Source organism: Clostridium uliginosum, from assembly GCF_900112485.1.
Lineage (GTDB): Bacteria > Bacillota > Clostridia > Clostridiales > Clostridiaceae > Clostridium > Clostridium uliginosum.
In genome coordinates this window covers 171,426-193,924 of the sequence record NZ_FOMG01000004.1, presented here as the reverse complement: position 1 = coordinate 193,924, position 22,499 = coordinate 171,426, and the positions used below count along the sequence as shown (strand labels likewise).

21 protein-coding genes are annotated in these 22,499 nt (G+C 26.5%); 19 read left to right on the top strand and 2 right to left on the bottom strand.

The genetic code is table 11. From position 1 onward, the window contains the following. Positions 1-50: 50 nt before the first annotated feature. Entirely contained in the window at positions 51-350 is a 300-nt protein-coding gene (locus BM027_RS04705) for a cytochrome b5 domain-containing protein (protein ID WP_090089243.1), read from the top strand. A gap of 234 nt (positions 351-584) precedes the next feature. Here the strand turns inward: BM027_RS04705 and BM027_RS04700 are convergent, their stop codons facing one another. Then, positions 585-1,202, bottom strand: a complete 618-nt coding sequence (locus BM027_RS04700; RefSeq protein WP_175559941.1) for a DUF3267 domain-containing protein — start codon at positions 1,200-1,202, stop codon at positions 585-587. 135 nt (positions 1,203-1,337) lie between these two features. Continuing rightward, the gene (locus tag BM027_RS04695) at positions 1,338-2,126 is read right to left on the bottom strand and encodes a histidinol-phosphatase HisJ family protein (protein WP_090089239.1); all 789 of its coding nucleotides are present in this window, start codon (positions 2,124-2,126) and stop codon (positions 1,338-1,340) included. 380 nt (positions 2,127-2,506) lie between these two features. Between BM027_RS04695 and BM027_RS04690 the strand changes: the two genes are divergently transcribed. The 18 genes from BM027_RS04690 to BM027_RS04610 all read left to right on the top strand — a co-directional run bounded on the left by BM027_RS04690 (position 2,507) and on the right by BM027_RS04610 (position 22,412). Further along, entirely contained in the window at positions 2,507-3,802 is a 1,296-nt protein-coding gene (locus tag BM027_RS04690) for a hypothetical protein (RefSeq protein ID WP_090089238.1), read from the top strand. Positions 3,803-4,280: 478 nt separating this feature from the next. Then, complete coding sequence (locus BM027_RS04685; protein ID WP_090089236.1) at positions 4,281-5,126, top strand: hypothetical protein; 846 nt, start codon at positions 4,281-4,283, stop codon at positions 5,124-5,126. Between the two features lie 290 nt (positions 5,127-5,416). After that, positions 5,417-6,367: a glycosyltransferase family 2 protein gene (locus BM027_RS04680; RefSeq protein WP_090089233.1), complete on the top strand. Its 951-nt coding sequence runs from the start codon at positions 5,417-5,419 to the stop codon at positions 6,365-6,367. A gap of 417 nt (positions 6,368-6,784) precedes the next feature. Then, positions 6,785-9,013, top strand: coding sequence for a glycosyltransferase family 39 protein (locus BM027_RS04675; RefSeq protein WP_090089231.1), 2,229 nt, complete (start codon positions 6,785-6,787; stop codon positions 9,011-9,013). 117 nt (positions 9,014-9,130) lie between these two features. Continuing rightward, entirely contained in the window at positions 9,131-10,789 is a 1,659-nt protein-coding gene (locus BM027_RS04670; protein ID WP_090089229.1) for a glycosyltransferase family 39 protein, read from the top strand. Positions 10,790-11,075: 286 nt separating this feature from the next. After that, positions 11,076-11,753, top strand: coding sequence for a response regulator transcription factor (locus tag BM027_RS04665; protein WP_090089227.1), 678 nt, complete (start codon positions 11,076-11,078; stop codon positions 11,751-11,753). Next, positions 11,750-13,231 (top strand): HAMP domain-containing sensor histidine kinase, encoded by a 1,482-nt coding sequence (locus BM027_RS04660; RefSeq protein WP_090089225.1) that lies wholly within the window; start codon positions 11,750-11,752, stop codon positions 13,229-13,231. Before BM027_RS04665 ends, BM027_RS04660 begins: the two co-directional genes overlap by 4 nt. A 330-nt stretch (positions 13,232-13,561) precedes the next feature. Continuing rightward, positions 13,562-14,092, top strand: a complete 531-nt coding sequence (locus BM027_RS04655; RefSeq protein ID WP_090089223.1) for a 2'-5' RNA ligase family protein — start codon at positions 13,562-13,564, stop codon at positions 14,090-14,092. Between the two features lie 283 nt (positions 14,093-14,375). Next, positions 14,376-15,086 (top strand): DUF4145 domain-containing protein, encoded by a 711-nt coding sequence (locus BM027_RS04650; protein ID WP_090089221.1) that lies wholly within the window; start codon positions 14,376-14,378, stop codon positions 15,084-15,086. A gap of 355 nt (positions 15,087-15,441) precedes the next feature. Beyond that, on the top strand, positions 15,442-16,158 hold the full coding sequence (locus BM027_RS04645; protein ID WP_090089219.1) for a hypothetical protein: 717 nt from the start codon (positions 15,442-15,444) through the stop codon (positions 16,156-16,158). A 77-nt stretch (positions 16,159-16,235) separates the two neighbouring features. Next, positions 16,236-16,379 (top strand): hypothetical protein, encoded by a 144-nt coding sequence (locus tag BM027_RS18185; protein WP_175559940.1) that lies wholly within the window; start codon positions 16,236-16,238, stop codon positions 16,377-16,379. 169 nt (positions 16,380-16,548) lie between these two features. Beyond that, positions 16,549-17,307, top strand: coding sequence for a YdcF family protein (locus BM027_RS04640; protein WP_242943286.1), 759 nt, complete (start codon positions 16,549-16,551; stop codon positions 17,305-17,307). Between the two features lie 182 nt (positions 17,308-17,489). Next, the gene (locus BM027_RS04635) at positions 17,490-18,656 is read left to right on the top strand and encodes a S41 family peptidase (RefSeq protein WP_090089217.1); all 1,167 of its coding nucleotides are present in this window, start codon (positions 17,490-17,492) and stop codon (positions 18,654-18,656) included. 78 nt (positions 18,657-18,734) lie between these two features. Then, positions 18,735-19,043: a nucleoside triphosphate pyrophosphohydrolase gene (locus BM027_RS04630; RefSeq protein WP_090089215.1), complete on the top strand. Its 309-nt coding sequence runs from the start codon at positions 18,735-18,737 to the stop codon at positions 19,041-19,043. 564 nt (positions 19,044-19,607) lie between these two features. Continuing rightward, positions 19,608-20,348: a tetratricopeptide repeat protein gene (locus tag BM027_RS04625; RefSeq protein ID WP_090089212.1), complete on the top strand. Its 741-nt coding sequence runs from the start codon at positions 19,608-19,610 to the stop codon at positions 20,346-20,348. A gap of 192 nt (positions 20,349-20,540) precedes the next feature. Next, positions 20,541-20,915, top strand: coding sequence for a GntR family transcriptional regulator (locus BM027_RS04620; RefSeq protein ID WP_090089210.1), 375 nt, complete (start codon positions 20,541-20,543; stop codon positions 20,913-20,915). A gap of 3 nt (positions 20,916-20,918) precedes the next feature. Beyond that, positions 20,919-21,776 (top strand): ABC transporter ATP-binding protein, encoded by an 858-nt coding sequence (locus BM027_RS04615; RefSeq protein WP_090089208.1) that lies wholly within the window; start codon positions 20,919-20,921, stop codon positions 21,774-21,776. A gap of 3 nt (positions 21,777-21,779) precedes the next feature. Continuing rightward, positions 21,780-22,412, top strand: a complete 633-nt coding sequence (locus tag BM027_RS04610; protein ID WP_090089206.1) for an ABC-2 transporter permease — start codon at positions 21,780-21,782, stop codon at positions 22,410-22,412. Positions 22,413-22,499 lie beyond the last annotated feature (87 nt).

Here is a 22,499-nt window from a genome sequence, read left to right as displayed (position 1 = left end):
TACCAATGTAATTCATAAACTTTAAGGATATAAATATTTGAGAGGAATATATGTCTATTTATTTTGATGTTAAAACTATTAGAGAACTTATAGGAGATAATTATTGTAGGCAACCCAAAGAGTTTACATTAAAAGAATTATCACAGTATGATGGAAGTGCTGGAAAACCTGCTTATGTAGCAATAGAAGGTATAGTTTATGATTTAAGTAAAAAAGCAATTTGGGGTGGAGGAACACACTTTGGTCTTAAAGCCGGCAAAGACTTAACAAAGCAGTTTCGCTCTTGTCATGAGATGAATAAAATTCTTAGTAAGTTACCTAAGGTTGGGATACTTAGAGAACAATTATGAAATACAATTAAAACATAAAAAATTCAGATGAGAATATTAAGAAATTTCATCTGAATTTTTTTTGGATATTTTATTCTAAAATTAAAGTTATTTTTTCCTTAGATATTTCAAGAAACATATTTAAAGTTTTCATTTCTTTTAGGCTTACATCTAAAATTTTATTTTTTATTAATTTTTTTGATAATAATTATGTATGTATCTGTTTTTAAGTTTAATCATTCATTGGAACACATATCAATTGGTTTTATAATAGGATAACTGACCATTCATAACAATTTTACTTTTATTAGGTACTTGTATAGAAACTAATAAAATATTAAAAAAATCAACTGAACTTCCAACTGCATTAAATATACAAATAAACTTTATTATAGGAGTTAAATAACCCATTGGTCCCAAAATTAAAATACTTATTACTGAAATTAATAGAAAAGGCATAACTGCAATAAGTATATATATCTTCTTTGTTATGATTTCTTCTGTATATGCATAACCTCCAAACCATGTTAGTCCTAAAAATGTATTATCGGAATTTAAAAAGTTTGGTATAAAAATCAAATGAATAAGTTCATGAATATAAATAAATATAATAAAAATGATTATATCTACAATATTAATTGTTATAGAAATATTGTTAAGATTAATTCCAAAATTTTCTAAAGTAATTGGAGAAAACAAATTTATTATACATACAGATATTAAACCTAAGATAATCATAAGTGGAATTGAAAATATAATTGACATGATGATATTTTTAGGTTCCTTTATTAAAATCCAACCATCCTTTAATAACAGAGCATTTTTTTCTTCATTATGTGTAGGAATTTTATTTCGTATTTTTACAGTAATCACTTCCCTTAGCATTTATTATAATAAAATCAAAGTATACAATAACATAGATTATATTTATAATAAACCATTTTATAATTATTTACATCTTTTAAATTTTGTTGCCTTATTATTTCTAAATATTCTTATATATATTTTTTATAAAGAGTGTTCTTGTATTTTCCTATTATTATAAGTAAATATATGTTTAAAGCCAATGTCCTTTAAAATATCATATACATAATTTACTTTTTCACCAACTCTATTAGTAGTATGAGCATCAGAACCTACAGTTAAAATTTCACCATTTAAATCCTTATACATATGTAATATTTCTAATTTGGGAAAAAGTAAATTATTTGATAAGCCAGAAGTGTTTACTTCAATGCCTTTTCCTCTAGAAATTATAATTTTTAAAATATCATATATGTAATCTTTATAATCCTCAAAATTATATACTCCACCAGTTTTAAAAGCATAACGTTGAACAATATCAAGATGTCCAAGTATATCAAAATCACCCATTTGTACAAAATACAAAATTTCCTTAAAGTAAGTTTCATATGTATATGTAATGCCGTTTTCAGCAATATTTTTTCTTAAGCCTTTTCCATTAAGATTATGTATTGAGCCTATGATAAAGTCTAAATTATGTTCTTTAAAATACTTATCAAAATCATTTTTGTAAAGATGATATTCTCCAATCTCTATACCTTGTTTTATATTGATTTGTCCGGAATACCTCTTAGAAAGTATTTGTATTTCATTTTCATAATCCTTAAAATCAAAAGAATTATAAATGTTATCCTCACGGTTAAAGCTTATATGTTCTGTTAAGCATATTTCATTTAACTTCATAGAAATAGCTTTAATTATAATTTCTTCAATGGTTTGTTTACCATCAAAAGAATAAGTTGAATGTATGTGGTAATCACTTAAGTATCTCATAATAAGTAATCCTTTCTAAATACAATTGGTGCTAGTACACTTATACTATTATATATGTTCTAAGTTAAAATGCAAAATTTGCTATTTAGATTTTAGATTTTAGAAAAGTACTTTTAAAACAGAACATAAAATTTTAATAGTTTATGGAAGAAAGTACACCATTATTGATGCAGAATTTATAAATTATAAGACATATGAAAGAAAATAACAAGTCAAAGATACTATCATATTCACTCGTTATTTTTTTAAATAGGCCTAAATCTGCAGAAAAACATAAATTGGGATTTATTTGTAATAATGTATAGCAAATGGTAAAATATATAATGGGGATAAGATAAATAAATTAACTAACTATCTATCTATAAGGGGGAGAGAGTTTAATGGTAAATAAAAAGATAAGTAAAATGTTAGGTCCAGTACTTGGAATTATGGGTTTTATGTTAACCATAGGTGTCCTAGAAATTCCAGTTTCAGCTAATGATAATGTACAGGCTAATTCTGTATATTGTGAAGGTGCAAATTTTACTGATTGTAAATATTATTCAATAAATATAAATAAAACTGTAGTGCAAAATGGATTTAAAGTAACCCTAGATAAGGTTACAGCAACAAAGCATAAATTAAAAGTAATAGTTAAAGTTGAAAGTGAAAAACCTTTTGATAAAGAAAAATATGAAAATTCAATAGTGCAAGTAACATTTGGAGAAAATTGTTGTAATGGTGGAGGTAAATCAAGTGAGTATATAAATGACAATACACTATTAATAACTATAGATGAAGATAGCGATGAAGAGGAATACCCAGAAAAAGGGGAATTGAGAGTAGATGTAGTATTTCCAACTTACAAAGTTAATGTAGGGATAGATGCAAATGTAGATTTTTCAGAATCATTTAAAAATACAATGGAAAAAGAAGTATCTGCTAAAATACCAGAGTTTGATTTTACATTAAATAAATTACAGTCTGATATTTGGGGAACTAGAATTGTATATAGTGGATATCGTAGAGATTATTCTGAAAGAGAGAATGATCCAGCAGAATCTCGATATTCTTCAATGATATTAAAAATTGGAGATAGAATGTATAAAACAAGAGCTGCTGGGAGCCATTCTTCAGGAAATGGAGGAAATGATAGACTAATAACCGGAATTTATGAAGCAGAAGCAGCAACTTATGAAAGAATTAAAGATGCAAAAGATATAAGTATTATACCAGTAGTTTGTGATATGTCTTCTGATGAAGCAAACAAAATATATGAAGATAATCAAAAAAATGGATATAATGAAAAACGAAATGTCAATAAGGAAACAACTAATAACGTAAATTATATAAAAGTATTTAAATTTTCTGATGGAAGTAAGGGTGAAATATACAATATAGAAAGAAATGATAATACAGTAAAAGTATATTGCAAGGGAAATTCAGAAAAAGAAAGTTTATTAATGGCAAGTAATATGTTTGCGTATTATAATATCGGTGAGGATAAGTTAGGATATAACAATATATATGATAGTAGTCGCCATATGAGCTTCTATAAAGATTCAAGTGACGATCTTGGATATGTTGTGGAATTAAATAACGTAGAAAAAGATAAAGTATTAGAGATAGATTTTGAAAGCATGATAAGTAAAATAGATAGATATAAAATAGGGGATGCAATACAAGTATCTAGATAATTAGAATACTTTTAAGTAAATTCTGATATTGTAATATAAATAGAGTTTTTGTATTCATCTGAAACTTAGAAAGCGTTATCCTGGAGCGTGCAGATGTTAGCATCTATTTTTTAATAATATATATGGAAAGTTTACAAGAGAATGTGTAGTTGAATAAACAAACTATACATTCTTTATTTTTTATGAAAAGCATTTAAATAAAAATGTAAATAAAATTTTAAGGCTATGTTTTAGAATAGTGTTGATATTGTTACATTTTTGTTAAGTGGGCATTAGATGTTCTTAAGTTTAATTCTTTAGCCCACTGAACAATATGTAACAATATCAACACGGTTTTAAAACATAGCCAAAATTAAAAACAGTTGTTTTTAATTTTGAAGAATTTAAAAAGTATAAACTTAAAAGACATATATTTTCCCTTTTTAGAAATGTTATTCTAAATATGCTATAATGTTACTTGCGAAAAGGGGGAATCATAATGTATATATTTTTAATTATTTTATCCATAATGTCTGTTATAACGACAGAATATATTGCAACTGCTTTTATAGACTTTTCAATCTTAAATTTAAATTTTTGGGTTGTAATACCTGCAGGATCAATATTAATAGGTATGTTTTTAGGGTGGGCATGTTCAAAAGCGTTCAATAAAAGCAATAAAAAATTTAAGAAATGGCATTGCTTAATTGTAGCATCAGTAGCTATTATCACATTTTTAGGAATAAATTATATGGAGTATCGTACAACATATTTATCAGATGATTATACAACTAGTAGAACGTTTGAAGGAACACCTATTAGTGAATTTATCTATACTAATAATGATGGTACAGAAGTTAAAATGAATTTTATAAATTATCAAAAGTACTTATTGGATAATTTAGACTCTACAATCAAATTTAAGAGTGGTACAACAGCAGAGGTTAAAACAAGTGGTCAAATAAATTATATAGTTTATTTTTTACAAATTATATTTATGATAATATTTGCAATATTTTATTTTGTAATAAATTTATCTAATTTAAAATATTGTGATAAATGTAGAAGATACCATACTGTAAAACACTTATTTAATTTTTCACCATTAGAGTATGATACTGTTATGAATAAGCTTGAAGATATAAATTATTATGCATTAGATTTAAAAGAACTAGGTAATACTAAGAAGAAAAAATCCGATAGTGATGTATATTTTAAGGTAGAGCTTTCATATTGTAGCCAATGTAAAAGTGGAGAAATAATAATAAAAAAACATAAGGGAAATAATAGTGATAACATAAAAAATATAAGTATAGATAATTCTTTAATAGAAAGTTTAATATAATAACTTTTACATATTATTCTAAGAGTGAGCTATATTATTGAAGTTAAATTCAATAATATAGCTCAAATTTTTGCAACTAATTAAATAAAATATAAATCAAATAAGTAACTAGTCTATTTTAGTTTGCTAATATTTAGACAATAGGTAGGTTAATTAAATTGTAGGTAAGTTGTGATTATACTGTAACAAAACTGTGACAATTCAAGATTAAAATACAGATATAGATTTAATAAGTGAATTAAAATACTCTATAGATTTTTAAAAAGATATAGATAATTGAGGTGAATAAAATGATTAATAAAGTAGTGTATTCTGTCATAGTACCTTTATACAATGAAGAAATTGTTATAGAAGAAAGCTATAAAATATTAAAAAAGGTTATGGATTGTACTAATGAAAATTATGAAATTGTATTCGTAAATGATGGAAGTAAGGATAAAACAAAAGAAAAAGCTGAAAAAATATGCAAAAATGATGAAAAAATAAAACTTATTAATTTTTCACGAAACTTTGGTCATCAGGCAGCAATAACAGCAGGAATGGACTTATCATTGGGAGATGCGGTGGTTGTAATAGATGCAGATCTTCAAGATCCTCCAGAAGTTATTTTAAAGATGATTGAAAAATGGAAAGAAGGTTATGAAGTTGTTTATAGGAAGAGAACCAAAAGAGAGGGAGAGACTTTCTTTAAAAAATTTACTGCTAAGATGTATTATAGATTGCTAAAGAGTATAACTAGTGTTGATGTTCCAGTAGATACAGGAGATTTTAGACTTATAGATAGAAAGGTATGTGATGCACTAATAGCACTTCCAGAAAAAAATAGGTATGTAAGAGGACTTGTAAGTTGGGTGGGATATAAACAAACCTGTGTAGAATTTTCAAGAGAAGAGAGATTTGCCGGCGAGACTAAATATCCTCTTAAAAAAATGATTAAGTTGGCTTTTGATGGTATAACATCTTTGTCATATAAACCACTTGTTATTGCTGGATACTTTGGAGGTTTAGCTTTTTTAATAGGTATAATTTTGATGGGTATTACTATTGAAAAAGGCGTGTTAAATAAGACTGAATTAATGAACTTTGGAATGATTATATCCATTACTTTGATGATGTTTGGTGTAACTCTAGGATGTATGGGTATAATGGGTCAATATATTGGAAGAATTTTTGATGAAAGTAAAGGAAGACCTATTTATATAATTGACAGTACAACAAATTATGCATATGAAAGAAAATAACAAGTCAAAGATGCGACGTATATTTTGTCTTAAGATAAGTTCAACTAAATTCATCTGGAGTATAAAACTCCAGATGAAAAGTTTCACTTTATGTCAGACAAGGAGGTGAGATTAGCTTATAGCAGGCTATTAGCTGATTTTACTGACACAGTATGGCGCAAAATAGACTAGCATACTGATTTGTTATTTTTTTGAATGTGCATAATAATAGGGCTGATAAAAAATATGAAATTAGTAATTAGGGTAACTAATTATATTTTTAATTTAAATAACGAATTATGGGTTTTCAACTAGGTATGGGTGTTAAGGCAGATTTAAAAGAGATTATGGGAAACGTAAGGCACATTTTGGGAATGCTATTTTAGTTTATGTGCCTAAATACAACAATTGATAAGAACTTTATATAGGGAGGCAAAAATGAAAAAACTTAAATTTACAAAAGAAACTTTAGGATTATCACTAGTTTTAATATTATCTGCAATACTAAATTTTGCAAATATAAGTATAGAGGCATATGGAAATGGATATTACGCTGCGGGTGTAAAAAGTATGACTATGAGTCTTAAGAATTTCTTTTTTGTATCTTTTGATCCTACTGGGTTTGTAACTATTGATAAACCACCATTAGGATTCTGGATACAAGCTATATTTGCTAAAATATTTGGTTTTAGTGGATGGAGTATACTTTTACCGGAAGCTCTTGCTGGAGTAATTTCAGTTTGGCTTATATACTATCTTGTTAAAAGATCATTTGGAACTGTAGCGGGGCTTATATCAGCATTATGCCTTGCAGTAACTCCAGTTTTTGTAGCTGCAAGTAGAAATAATACAATAGATAACTTACTTGTTGTTACGCTACTTTCTGCTTGTGTTGCTCTTTCTATAGCAGCAGAAAAAGGAAAAGTTAAGTATCTTATAATAAGTTTAGTACTTGTGGGTATTGGATTTAATATAAAAATGTTAGAGGCATATATGATTGGACCTGCTTTCTATATAACATATCTTCTTTCTTCAACTATATCTTTTAAGAAGAAGATAAAACATCTTGTTTTAGGTACAGTTGTTCTTTTTGCGGTGTCCTTATCTTGGGCTGCAATTGTAGACTTAGTGCCAGCACAAAATAGACCTTATGTAGGTAGTAGTACAAACAATAGTGTTTTGGAGCTTATAATTGGACATAATGGTTTGGAGAGACTTGGTCTTGGTAACAAATCAGATAAAGGCGCTAGAGGTTTAGGCAATGATAACCAAGGCGATGGACAAAGACAATCCCAAAATACTATTGATGATATTACTCAAAATGCTCCTAATAGCAATAATCAAGGGCAGCAAATGCCTCAAGGTTCTCCTAGTGAAAATGGTCAAGGTGGTGGAAACATGCAACCACCTAATGGAGGCGGACAAGGAGGTCCAGGCGGCGGTAATCAGGGATCATTTGGAGGGCAAACTCCAGCTGGTGTTACAAGATTATTCTCTAAAAATAGTTTATCAGATCAAATAATTTGGTTTTTACCACTTGCTTTGTTAGGATTTATAGCAGGTGCAATAAAAGAAAAATTAAGATTCAAGTTAGACAATAAAAGAAAATTATCACTATCATTATGGTTTATATGGCTAGTTCCTGAATTTGTATACTTTAGTTTTACAACAGGATTGTTTCATCCATATTATTTAACAATGATGGCACCTCCAGCTGCAGCATTAGCAGGAATAGGAATTTCAACAATGTGGCAGTTTTATAAAGAAGGTGGATGGAAAGCATGGCTTTTGCCGATAGCCTTTGTGGTAGAAGGTTTAACTCATATGTTAATGTTATCTTACTACTATAGCATGCCAAATATTATGAGAAATATAATTATAGCAGCTCTAATATTATGTTTTGTATCTTCAGTTATACTTGGTATATTAAATATCCTAAGTGCAATAAAAAGTAAAAAGAGTACTTTTGAAAACAATGATGGTTTAAAAGAAATCAAAGATATAAAACTAAAGAAAACATTAGTAGGAATTGCTTTAATAGGAATTCTAGTAACTCCTTTTATTGGTGCAAGTGCTGCGATAACTCATAAGGTAAATGAAACTATTCCTTGCGCTGGATTAGAGCTCCTTTCTAATACACAGAAAGATGATTTTGGTGGAGGAAATATGACAAATACTAGTAGTGGAAATACAAAGTTAATTGAATTTTTAAAAAGTAATAAAACAAATGAAAAATATTTACTTGCTGTTTCATCAGCTAGGAGTTCTCAAGATATGATAATTCAAACTGGTGAATCTGTAATGGCTATTGGAGGTTTTTCAGGCTCTGATAACATACTTACTTTAGATCAGTTTAAGGAATTAGTTAAAAAAGGAGAAGTAAGATATGTACTAACAGGAGGTATGGGAGGCGGCGCTAATAGTGAGATTATGAATTGGGCTACTCAAAATGGTAAAGCTGTTCCAGAAAGTGAATGGAAAGATACTACTACATCAAATAATCAACCACAAGATGATAAGCAGAATACTGCAAATCTACAAAATCAAAATTCTGATAAAAGTAGTAACAGAAACTCAGGTTCAAGAGGACAAAATTTTGGTGGAGAGGAAGGAAGAAATTCTGAACAATTATATGATTTAAAAGATGCAGCTGATACTTTAAAGTAAAAACAAAAAAATATAAAATGGGTAAAATATTACATTGAACAAATTAAATATTTTACCCATTTTTTAATTAACTGTAGTATGTTAATACATTAAATTTTAGTGAAGGGAGAGTAAGAAATGCAGAAAATTGATTTTAAAAAACATATACTTAAAATAAGTTTGATTTTTATATTAATGATATGTGCATTTTTATGTATTTATACAGTATCAAATTATAAGAGTAACAATACTAATACACAAAACAATAAATTTAGAGGAGAAGGAAATAGCTCTAATAATGATGCAAATAATATGCAAAATAATCAGAAGCCACCTGAGAATATACCTTCTTCAGATGGAAATGCTCAATCAAATCAAAATATGCAAGCACATCAAAATGGAGGTGTGACTCCACAAGATGGGAATAGACAACAAGGACAAAATGGAGGTATGGCTTCACAAAATGGAAATAAACAATCAGGACAAAATGGAAATATGCAAAGAGGAAATACAAATACTAAATATGTTCCTGCACTTACCGCATACTCAGCAATATTTTTAATTTTATGTATTGGAATTTATTACCTATTTAGACGCAAAAATATAAAGATTAATTTTGCTGATGAAAAAATATTGATATTTACACTATTAGTTGCAGGATTTCTTTTAAGGATTGCAGCATCAACGCTTATGGACGGACACAATGATGTTAATTTGTTCAAAAATTGGGCATCAATTGCTGCAAATAGTCTTTCACAATTTTATTCAAACGCTAGGTCAGCGGATTACCCTCCTTTATATATATACGTTTTAGCTTTAATTGGTAAGATTGCAAGTACATCTGCATTTAGTTCATATTTTACATTACTTTTAAAGATACCATCAATAATTGCTGATATTGTTACATCTTATTTTATATACAAATTAGGAAGAAAACATTTTAATTCGGTAATTAGTATTTTAATGGCTGCATTTTATATTTTCAATCCAGCTATTTTTATAGATTCTACTTTTTGGGGACAAGTTGATTCAATATTTACATTATTTATTGTTAGTGCAATATTTTTATTATCGGAAAAGAAAATTTCCTTTGCATCTTCAGTGTTTGCAGTAGCTGTACTTATGAAGCCACAAGGAATTATATTCCTTCCTATACTTTTCTTTGAACTCGTAAGAGAAAGAAATTTAAAAGCTTTTATAAAGGCAGTAGTTTCAGGAGTTATTACTGCACTTATTATTATACTTCCATTTTCATTAAATCAAAAAAGTCCACTGTGGATTTTTAAGCTTTACGCAAATACTATATCAGAGTATCCATATGCTTCTGTTAATGGATTTAACTTTTATAGTTTAATAGGAGCAAACTATAAAAATAATACAGATACTTTATTCGTATTTAATTATCACACTTGGGGAATGATTTTTATTGTAGCAACAACATTATTTTCATGGTTTATTTACATAAAAGGTAAGAATAAAGCATTTACTTTTGCCATAGCATTGCTTCAAATTGCAGGAGTATTTACTTTTTCAGCTGGAATGCATGAAAGGTATTTATTCCCTGCTGTAGCACTATCAATTTTAGCTTTTATATACTTAAAGGATAGAAGATTTTTTATATTGTCTATAGGATTTAGCATTACTAGTTATATTAATATTTCTGCTGTCCTATTTAGTTTAAATTCATCAAACTTTAATACCTTACTTATGATAACTTCGTTGTTAAATGTATTATTGGTTGGATATTTGGTAAAAGTTTTATTTGACAATGCATTTAAAAAAATTCAAACTTTATAAAAAGGAAAAATGTTTTTTGAATGTAAATAAAGCACTGATCCCAGTAGCGGAACTAGAAATGAGAGAGCTATAGAAGATCATTTTGGCAAATCTGTGGAGCTGGAAGATGAGCTTGAAAGCAGCAATAAAGAAGAATTGTTTTAAAACGTGATGATTTAAAAGAAAATCTTATGTACTATCTTTTAAAACAGTGTCAAATATTAAAGACAGAAATGAATTTAAAGTAAATGGAGAATCTAAATAATGATTTAACATAGGTGCATTAGTAGTTTTTCGGAGGGATAGCATGAATGGAAAAAAGATATTAGTAGTTGATGATGAACCATTAATAAGAAAGCTTGTAACGGATTTTCTTAAAAGGGAAGGGTATAGCACTATTGAAGCAGAGGATGGACGAAAAGCCATGGATTTGTTTTCAGATGAAGAAGATATAGATCTAATAATTCTTGATGTAATGTTACCAGAATATGACGGTTTCACTGTATGTAGAGAAATAAGAAAAAAATCTAAGATTCCAATTATAATGTTAACTGCAAGAGGAGAAGAATTTGATGAAATTTTTGGCTTGGATATTGGAGCAGATGAGTATATTTCAAAACCTTTTAGTCCCAATATATTAATAGCAAGGGTAAATGCTGTACTAAGAAGAGCAATGCCCACAGATAATGAACTTAAGAAGTTTGCTGGATTAACAATAGATCATAATGCACGTCAAGTTATTATGGAAGGTTGCATCGTTGATTTAAGTCCTAAGGAATATGAGTTACTAACTTATCTTGCTGAAAATTATGGCAAGGCATTAAGCAGAGAGCAAATACTGGATAAAGTGTGGGGATATGATTATTATGGAGATTTAAGAACAGTGGATACACATATAAACAGATTAAGAATAAAATTAGATTCAAAAAGTGATTATATACATACTGTACGTGGCTATGGATATAGATTTGAGGCAGAGAAATGAACAAATCCATAAGATCAAAGCTTTTTGTCTCCATAACTTTTTTACTAATATTCTTTATTTCTGTTTTATGGATATTAAATAATTTATACCTAGAGCAATATTATATAAATAAAAAGAAAAACATACTCATACAAAATGCAAAAAAATTAACAGATATATATACAGGAAATGCACAAGATATACAAGATGAATTAGATAGAACAGCTAATATAACTGGAAGCAATATTGATATTATTGATAAGGCTGGAAACCCACTTTATAGATCTTTTCGTAGAGTACCAAATGAAAAAAATGTAATGGATAATAGTAAATTTAAACCTGATATGCAGCCACCACCAGATCAAATTAAGCTTAACCAGTATACAGAGGGTGAGTATACTTTTGAAACTAGAAGTGATGTGCAGTTAAAAATAGATTTTCTTACTCTTGTAACAAAATTAAATAATGGAGACATACTTGCTATAAGAGTTCCCTTAGTTTCAATAAGTGAAAGTGTGGATATTGCAGATAAATTTATTATTATCACAGGAATTATAATTGTAATATTAGGAAGCATATGGGCCTATTTGTTTTCAAAAAAATTTACTAAGCCAATATTAGAGGTGAATAATATTGCTCGAAATATGGCTAAATTTAATTTCGATGAAAAATGTAAAATAGTAGGAAAAGATGAAGTAGGGCAACTTGGTCAAAGTGTTAATTATTTATCTGGTGAGCTTAATAGGGCAATTACAGAATTAAATATAAAGAACAAGAAGCTTGAGGAGGATATAGAAAAAGAAAGAAAAATAGATGAGATGAGGAAAGAGTTTATATCTAGTGTTTCACATGAATTAAGAACTCCATTAGCAGTAATACAAGGCTATGCGGAAGGACTTGTTAGTAATGTTACTGAAAATGAAGAGGATAGAAAGTTTTACTGTGATGTTATCATGAATGAAACAGATAAGATGAATAAGTTAGTAAAGGATTTATTAAATCTTTCTCAAATTGAATCAGGTTATTTTCATATTGAAAAAACTGAATTTAATATAACCTCTTTAATAGAATATGTGCTTAATAAATATAAATCCATTTTTGCAGAAAAAAACATTGAAATAAAATTTGAACTTGGTGAAAGCTGTATAATATCTGGAGATATGGTGAGAATTGAGCAGATACTTACAAATTATATTAATAATGCAATTAATCATGTGGATAATAATAGAATTGTTAAAATAAGCCAAATAGTTAATAATGACAAAATAAAAATAAATGTATTTAATACAGGAAAACATATAAACGAAGAATCACTAGAAAAGATATGGAATAGTTTTTATAAAGTAGACAAAGCCAGAACAAGATCTTATGGCGGATATGGGTTAGGGCTCTCTATAGTGAAAGCTATTCAAGATCTTCATAATAATGGTTATGGTGTTGAAAACATTGAGGGTGGAGTAACATTTTGGTTTGAAGTGGATAAAGTGAATTTTAGTTAAAGGATGCAGGAAAAGCAATTTGCATCCTTTTTCTTTATATTAATATAAAATACATTAAAGTTAATGAAGATGAAAAAATAAATGAGATATCTAATGGAATTTAATAAACCGATATATAAATTTAAAATATAAAAGTGCCATAGTTTTTGAGTTGCAAGAGAAGTAACAGATGATTTGAAAGAAACTACTTTAATTCAGATTATTAATAAGTATTCACATAATTTTTTAGATAAAGGTAAAAATATATTCAGAAGACAATGTAAAAATAGATTTATTTAAATTAAAGGATATGTTTTAAAACAAAGCGAAATTAAATAAAGGATGAGAGCAATGAGATATGTAGTAGTATGTGTAGTAAAAGAGGAAGCTGGAGATTTTAATAATAATTTAAGAAGAGAGCTTATAGAAAATCTAAATGCAAGGTCATCTAAGCTTCCAGCACATTTTACAATTAAAGCACCGTTTGAATATAATGGAGAAGTTACGGAATTAAATAATGTTCTTGAAGATTTTAGTAAAAATGAGAATGTAGCACCTTTTGTGATAAAGGGCTATGATCATTTTGATGATAGGGTAGTTTATATGAAAATAAACATGTCTAAAGAAGCTAAAACTCTTCATGATAGGCTAATAGATAGGATGAGTATAGTACCTTATATTGAATTTGAAGAAAAAGATGGCAAAGATAAAACTTTTCATGTAACTTTAGCTTCAAAAAGGATAAAACTTTTGTATCATAAGGTGTGGGAATATGTTCATCAGTATCCTTGTGAATTTCAATGTTCCTTTGATAATGTTACAATATATAACTGGAATGAAGGAACTTGGAAGTTATATAGGGAGTTTAAGTTTAAAGAGTAATTATATTATAAATCATATATTTTTTGAAGAATATTAGAATATATATTCTTCAAAATATGCTTGCATAATGCTGGTTTTAAAAGGAGGTATACTTGAAATTTGATAATAAAGAATACTGAAATAGTATATATAAAAACATTGAATACCTAATCAATGCATTATCAAATATTAACTATATATGATAAGATAAATGTAATGATATGAATTTTGGAATAATAAGAAAAATTACAATTCTTATTTTGCACGAGATAAATGTTAAAGTAGCAGAAAGGAAGATTTGTAAATGGAAAAAGATATTTTCGACTATTTAGACAAAAACTATAGATATTTAAATAATTATATAAAACAAATTAATCATTCAGTACTTACTTCTCCGCATAGTGTAATAATTAAGGGAAGAACTTTTGTTGAAAATCTAACTCAAGAAATTGCTAAGTTAGAGGGTTACGGTTTATTAAATAAGATGACTCAGGCAGAAAGATTAAGAAAATTTAAACATGATGGAATTTTTGATGACGATATAAGTAGAACATTTAATACAATTAGAATACTTGGAAATAAGGCAACTCATGCTAGTGCTGAGGGAGATTTAGAAGCAGCATTAAACATACATAAGAATATTTATAAGATTACATGCTGGTTTGTTGGAACATATATTGACTGTAAATTTGAAGCAATTCCATATAAAAGTCCAATGTCATCAGTAAATAAAGCTTCAGATAATGATTCAGAAATGACATCTAGTTTAATAGAAAAAATGGAGAATCTTATAGCAAAAACTCAAGAGAATGACCAAAGGGATAAAGAAGAAAATAAAAGTTTTAATATGGAAGACATTAGCTTTGATGAAAAAAAGAAATCAGAAGATATTTTTGAAGACCTCATGATTGAAAGTATCATAGATAATAAAGAATTAGATCAAAAGTGTGTAGTACAAGAATTAACTAGACTTAAAGAGTCTTCAAAAGGTTTTGAAAAAGTATCCTTAAGATAGGAAAAGTTTATAATATTCTTGATATTATAAGTAAAGATGATAAGGTCAAGGTTGCTTATTAATTAAGAGAAGCAGAACCTCATGGTTAAATGACAAGATTAAAAAGTCATTAGCTTAGTAAAATATTATAGATGAACTTTGTTAAAGCTTTAAATAGTTAGACTAAAAATATAAAATTTGAATGGCTAGTTACAAAATTAAGTAACTAGTCTTTTTTGAATAGATTTTTCTTTTTGGCTCTGGTTTAAAAGCGTGTTGATATTGCTACATTAAAACAGAGCCTTATTTTTTTACAGTAGTACAAGTTGTAAAATTAATACATTAAAGGTAAGATGTATAATGAGAGGTGATATTAATGTGCACTGATTCTAAATATGACATGCCTATTATAATTTTATGTTTCCTTATAATCATATTTGTTTCCACAATGATAAGTTCAGAAGTAGAAAAAAGTAAAACTAAATTTAGGGATAGTATTATAGGTGTTTTATTAATTATTGCAATTATAGTATTTGGTAATCTAGCATCAATATTTAAGATCTTTGAATATGTGGCTTATGTATTATTTTTTATGTGTGGGATATTTATTTTAAGTAGAGATACAATGTCCTTATGTGTAAAAAAGAAATATTTCAATTTAAGAAGTGAATCAATAAGATTAAAGCATAATGAAACTATTAATTCTATTGTTTTTATAATATTTCTTTTTCAAACACTAGCGCTTGAAGGAAATTTTAGTTTTATAGAAATTTATGTTCTTATTGTATTATTAATTGATTTGCCACTAGATTATATAGCAAATCATTATTTATATGTTTATGAAAATGGTATTTCTATTGGTACATTTTCCTTTCCTAAAAAAGTTATTCCTTATAACAAGATTGTTCCATATAGTAAGATTCAAAATCTAACTTTTTTAGAATATGACAAAAATAAATTTACTTTACAAGTACAAACTGAAAAGTCATCTTACAAATATAGACTTAAGGGTGAAGATAAAGAAGAGATGATTTCATTTATAAGAAATTTTATTGAAGAAGAAAAAGTAATTATATTAAAAGAGTCTTTTTAGAAATAGAGTAATATAATAATAGTTAATTAGTACGCAAATATTACAGTTCATAAGTATTGATAGGGGAATGATGAGTAATGGATAAAAAAATAGTAAAGAATAAAGAATATACTAACATTGATTATTTTTTAACCAATTATGTAATTCAAAATGATAAAATTTATTATATTAATTTTGAATGTAATAAATACAATGAAGCTATTGAAATATTTAAAGAATAAATTATCCTACAACATCCTCAAAACCCGATGTGTTTAGTGAATAGTATATAAATTTATTAACTCTTTTTTAAAGTATTTGTTTTTAAATATATGTTAAAATATTCAATAGATGTGGTAATGAAAAGAAGGCTTTTGAGGTTGTGATTAGAAAATAGGAGGAAAATAGATATTGAAGAGAAATGTAGATTTAATTTTAGGAATATTATTGTTTATACATATAGTCATAATAGATATGTTAAGTTCAACCAAAATATCTTTTAGCCTGCCAATTGCAATGGTGGGAATAATATTTATAATTTATCACTTTATAAAAGAAAGACTAAAAAGAATTAGAAACTATGATAAATTATCTAGAATTTTTAAATCATTAATATGTATTGCATTAATATGTTTTATTGGAATTGAAGGAATTATAATAGAGTATCCTAAGTATAAAAAAGAAAATTCAGATTATATTCTTGTATTAGGTGCTGGACTAACTAATGGAAAAACTCCAAGTTTAATATTACAGGGAAGATTAGATGCTGCTTTAAAGTGTATTAATGAGTATAATAATACTGGATATATAGTTGTTTCAGGGGGACAAGGAGAGGATGAATATATATCAGAAGCCATGGCTATGAGAACTTATTTACTTAATAAAGGTGTTCCTAAGGAAAAAGTAATAATAGAAGATCAATCTAGAGATACTAATGAGAATTTTAGCTATTCTAAAGAAAAAATTAAAGAGCATAGTGGTAAATCACTAGATGAAGTTAATGTTAAAATAGTAACTTCAGATTTTCATGCTTTTAGAAGTAGTATTTTAGCCAAGAAAAATGGATATGCCAATTTTGAAAATTATTCAAGCGATACAGTATGGTATCTAATTCCAGTAATGTATACTAGAGAAGCATTTGCACTTATAAAAAGTATAGTGTTTGATTAATATATTATAAGAACAGGAATAAAAGTTAGGTTAATTCAATATATGTTTTGAGGTGATGTTATTACATGAAAAGAAAAGTATGAATCATAATTGGATGTATAATTGTAGTTTTTATTATTTTTACAAAATGTTATTTAGATCCACATTTTGATAATGTAAAGAATATAAAGCTAACTTTAAAGATGAATGAAAAGATAGATAGAAAATTAGCAGTTGACGATTTAAAGTATATGTTAACAAAAATAGAGAAAAAGCATGTTTCAGATAATAAAGAATTAATTGAAAGAGTAAAAAAACAATATGAATATGAAGTGAATGAACTTCCACAAAATCCAATAACTTTAGATGTTTGGATTGCATCTAGTAGAATAATAAGTAAATTACAAGATGCACATACGACTATTGGATTAAAAGGAGATTACTTCAAGAAAAAACTCAATGTTAAATTTAAAAAAACAGAAAAAGATTTATATTGTGAGGATGTTAATAAAGTAAAAAAAGAAGTCTTAAAGATTAATGAAATTGATGTTAATGAATTATATAATCGTTTTTTAAATCAATTTTCTTATGAAAATGAGTATTATTTAAGACATTGTTTTTCAAATTATTTAAAATATCCAGAATTTTTAGGCTGGCTTGGTGTCTCATGTGATGAAGAAGTTAAAATAGAATATACAGATAAAACAATAGTAGAAGAAAAATTTATTATAAGTGAAGTATTAAACAAAAGTGATGTTAAAGATGTAGACTTTGAAATTGATGAAGATAAGAATTTAGTAATACTTACTCTAAATACATGTAAAATGAATGATGAATATAAAAATACTCTTAAAGAGTTTTTTACGAAAATAAAAGAAAAAGATATAAAAAATGTAGCAATTGATTTAAGAAATAACGGAGGAGGAAACTCAGATGTTATGAATGAATTTTTAAGATATTTAAATGTAGAAAGTTACAATGATTTTGGGACAAAAGTAAAATATGGAGATAAAGTTTATACTTTTTCAAATAAACTAAAAAAGAATTATCAATATAAAGATTTAATTTTTGATGGAAATGTCTATGTATTAACATCAAATAAAACTTTTAGTTCAGCTACTATGTTCTCAGTTATTATCCAAGATAATAATTTAGGTAAAGTTATAGGAGAACCTTGTGGAAATAAACCATCTTCATATGGCGATATATTACAATATCAACTTCCCAATACAAAATTATTTTTCACTACAACGTATAAGTATTTTATGAGACCAGATATATCAAAAGATAATGAAAATGCACAAATACCAGATTATAAAGTGAAAAGCTCTGAAGCTATGGACAAATTATATGAAATAATAAATAAATAGATTTTTTTCAAATATGAAAATTATGGTAAACTATTTATATATTATATTTAAGAACTTTAAGGAAAAGAGTGAAAATTAATGAAGACATACGACAAGTTAGTAAGAGATAAAATTCCAGATATTATAAAAGCAGATGGAAAGCAATGTGAAATTGAAATTGCACCAAAAGAAGAAAGGTATAAACTTTTAGAAGTTAAGTTAAATGAGGAAGTTAATGAATTTTTAGAAGATAAGAATTTAGAAGAATTAGCAGATGTTATGGAAGTATTATTTGGATTAGCGGATGCTTTAGGATACAGTGAAGAAGAACTTTTGAAGGTTAGAGATAAGAAAAGAGAGGAAAGAGGCGGATTCAAAGAAGGAATTGTGCTTAAATCTGTTAATTAGTAAATAAAAAACATATAATAAATGATGTGAAATAACTACAAGAAGTATTAATATGTAGAAAGATTGGATATCATATTCTATGAAGAAATTGCTACATGTACAAGATATATTAGAATCTGATTATGAAGTTTATATATAAGTTCCAATAAAGTTTGTTTATTAATATAAATTTTAGAACATTTAGGCACATTAAAATAAATAACAAGTCAGTATGCTAGTCTATTTTGCGTCATACTGTGTCGGAGAAACCATCCCAGAGCCTGCTATGAGATGATTTCACCTCCTTGTCTGGCACAAAATATACGTCGCATCTTTGACTTGTTATTTTCTTTCATGTGCCTTATAAATACTATAATTTAACTACTATAGTGAGGAACTTATACAGAAAATTTATGATATATATGATTCTAAGTAGATATTGTTAATTAAAGATGTAATTTATTATAAAAATTAAATAAAAGTTTATAAATGTATTAACTTAATTAGAACATATATATAATAGATTAAAAGTGTAAATTTGATAAAGAATGAATAAATAAAAAGATAGAAGTGGGTGTAAATAAAATGGAGAAAGACGAAAAAATACAAGATAAGATAAATAATTTTTTAAAAGAAAACAAAATCAATATAACAGGAGGAATAATATCAAGCGAAGAAGAATTATCATCAGTTTTAAATAACATTGCCATAGATGATTTAGAAAAAGGAAAAGTGGATAAAGCATTATATTTTGTAAATAAAGCAATGGAATTCAATTCTAAAAATTACTATTCATTATTTGTAAAAGGACTTATTTATAGAGATATAAAAAAATACAATGAAGCTATTGAAACATTTAAAGAATATAACAATCATAGCAATGATAAATTAAGTTTTATTTATATAGGATTTTGTTATGCAGAATTAAATGATACTGAAAATGCATTAAATTATTTTAGAAAATGTGAAAAAGAATTTTCAGAGGAAGAAAAGGATGAATATAGCTCTTTAATGTGTGCAGTATATGAATGTATAGGAAATATATATATGAATAAAGAAAATATCTTAGAATTTTATGAAGATGATAAGTTTAAGCTTAACTACAAATTAGCTATAAAGTATTATAAAATGTCTCTAAGAATCAATAAAGATAATCATATGTTACTTAATAAACTAGCAGCTTGTTATTATCACTTAGAAGATGGTGATAAGGCTTTATACTGTTATGAAGAAGCAGCTCGTGTTGCACCAGAAAATTCTGCATATCTAGAGGGGATTGAAGAACTGAAAGATATGGGGGCTGTATCTGAACCTGTGGAGTTTTAGTTAGGTTTCAAGTAAGAAATATGCCTAAGATGTTAGAAGAAAAGAATTAAATTAGAATTTGAAAGAGTCAATTTATTTGACTCTTTTTTTAATGCATAAGAAATTATAGGATTTTTAATCTTGACTCTTTTTTTAGAAAGTGATACTATGTGTATATAGTATATATACACATTTAGACACGGAGGTGTACACTTGAACATATTAATTAGTAATTCTTCTCCTATAACCTTATATGAACAAATAGGAACACAAATTAAAAGTCAAATAATTAATGGTACTTTAAAACCAGAAGATCCTCTTCCCTCAATAAGGGCACTGGCAAAAGAGATTAAAGTAAGCATTATTACAACTAAAAGAGCTTATGAAGAACTAGAAAAGGAAGGATTTATAAAAACTGTTGTAGGAAAAGGAACTTTTGTTTCTGATGCTAGTTCAGAAAGATTAAAAGAAGCTGCAATGGCAGAAATGGAGAGTAAATTAGAAGATATAATAAGTACTGCTAAATCTCTAGGATTAACGTTAGAAGAATGTCTTGAGATTTTTAAAAGTATTTATGAGGAGGTTTAATATATGACTGCTATTAAAATTAGAAACCTAAAAAAGAATTATAAAGATTTTATTTTAGATATAGAAGAATTGGACATTCCAAATGGATATATAACTGGATTTATAGGTCAAAATGGTGCAGGAAAAACTACTACAATTAAATCAATACTTGGATTAGTTAAACCTGATAGTGGAGAAATTGAAGTTTTGGGAGAAAATTATTTAAAGAATGAAAAAACAAAAGAAGATTTGGCTTATATAGGCGAAGTTTCCGGATTTCTAGAGGAAAATAAACTAAAGTATATTAAAAAATCTATTTCATCATTTTATTCTAATTGGGATGAAGAACTTTATAAAAAATATATAGAGAATTTTAAATTAAATGAAAATAAAGTATATAAGGATTTATCAAAAGGTCAGCAAAAGCAATTTGAGTTAACTCTTGCATTTGCTCATCATCCTAAAATATTAATAATGGATGAACCAACTGCTAATTTAGATCCGTTAATTAGAAATGAGTTTATAGAAATTCTTCAAGAAAATATGGTTAAAGAAGAAATTACAGTGTTTTATTCTACTCATATAACATCAGATCTTGATAAATCAGCTGATTATATAGTTATCATTAATGATGGAAAAATTATTTTAAAAGGTGAGAAGGATATCTTGTTGGAAAACAATATAATAGTTAAAAGTAAAAAAGAATTCTTAGATCCAGGTATTAAAAAAGAATTTATTTCAATTAGAGAAAATTCTTTCGGATTTGAAGGACTTATGGATAATCAGAAAAAGGCTTATGAGCTTTTTGGAGAAGAGGCTGTATATGAAAAGTGCTCTTTAGAAGATATACTACTTTTTTATACAAGAAGAGGGAGGAATTAAATTATGAAAAATTTGTTTAATTTAATAAAACTACAATATTATTCTATTTACTCGATGAAAAAATATTTATCTATAATTATAGTAGTTGCAATAGTTATGTCAATATTTGATAGTACTATGATAATTATCTCATCGGGAATGTTAATAATGGGATTAATTTATAGTACAGCTGTTTATGAAGATAAAAGTAAGATTAGTTATTTAATTTATTCTCTTCCTGTAAAACCTGAAGAGTTTATTTTATCAAAATATATTTATGGTGTTATAAATACAATGTTAACTATATTATTTAGTAACACACTATTTATTGTTTTAAAAACATTAAATATAGGAAATTTTAAAGATTTAACTTTAGGATCACTTACTTTATCTACATTTTTTATTGGATTAGTAATTACAATAATAGTGTTACCTATTGCTCTTATTGTTGGTTTTGAAAAAGGAAGATTTATAATGATATTCATAGCATTAAGTCCTATATGCTTTTCTTCAACAATATCAAAATCGTTTTCTACATTAAATGTTAGTATTACTCCTATTATGGCTACAATACTACTAATATTAATAATTATTACACTTACCTTAATATCTTACTTCGTAACTTCAAATTTATATGCTACAAAGGATGTTAATTAACCATAAAATCATTAGTGTTTTTTAGAATTGGTTATAGGAAAAATACTAGAATAGTATATATTAAAATATAAAAGAGAATAAGCCAAA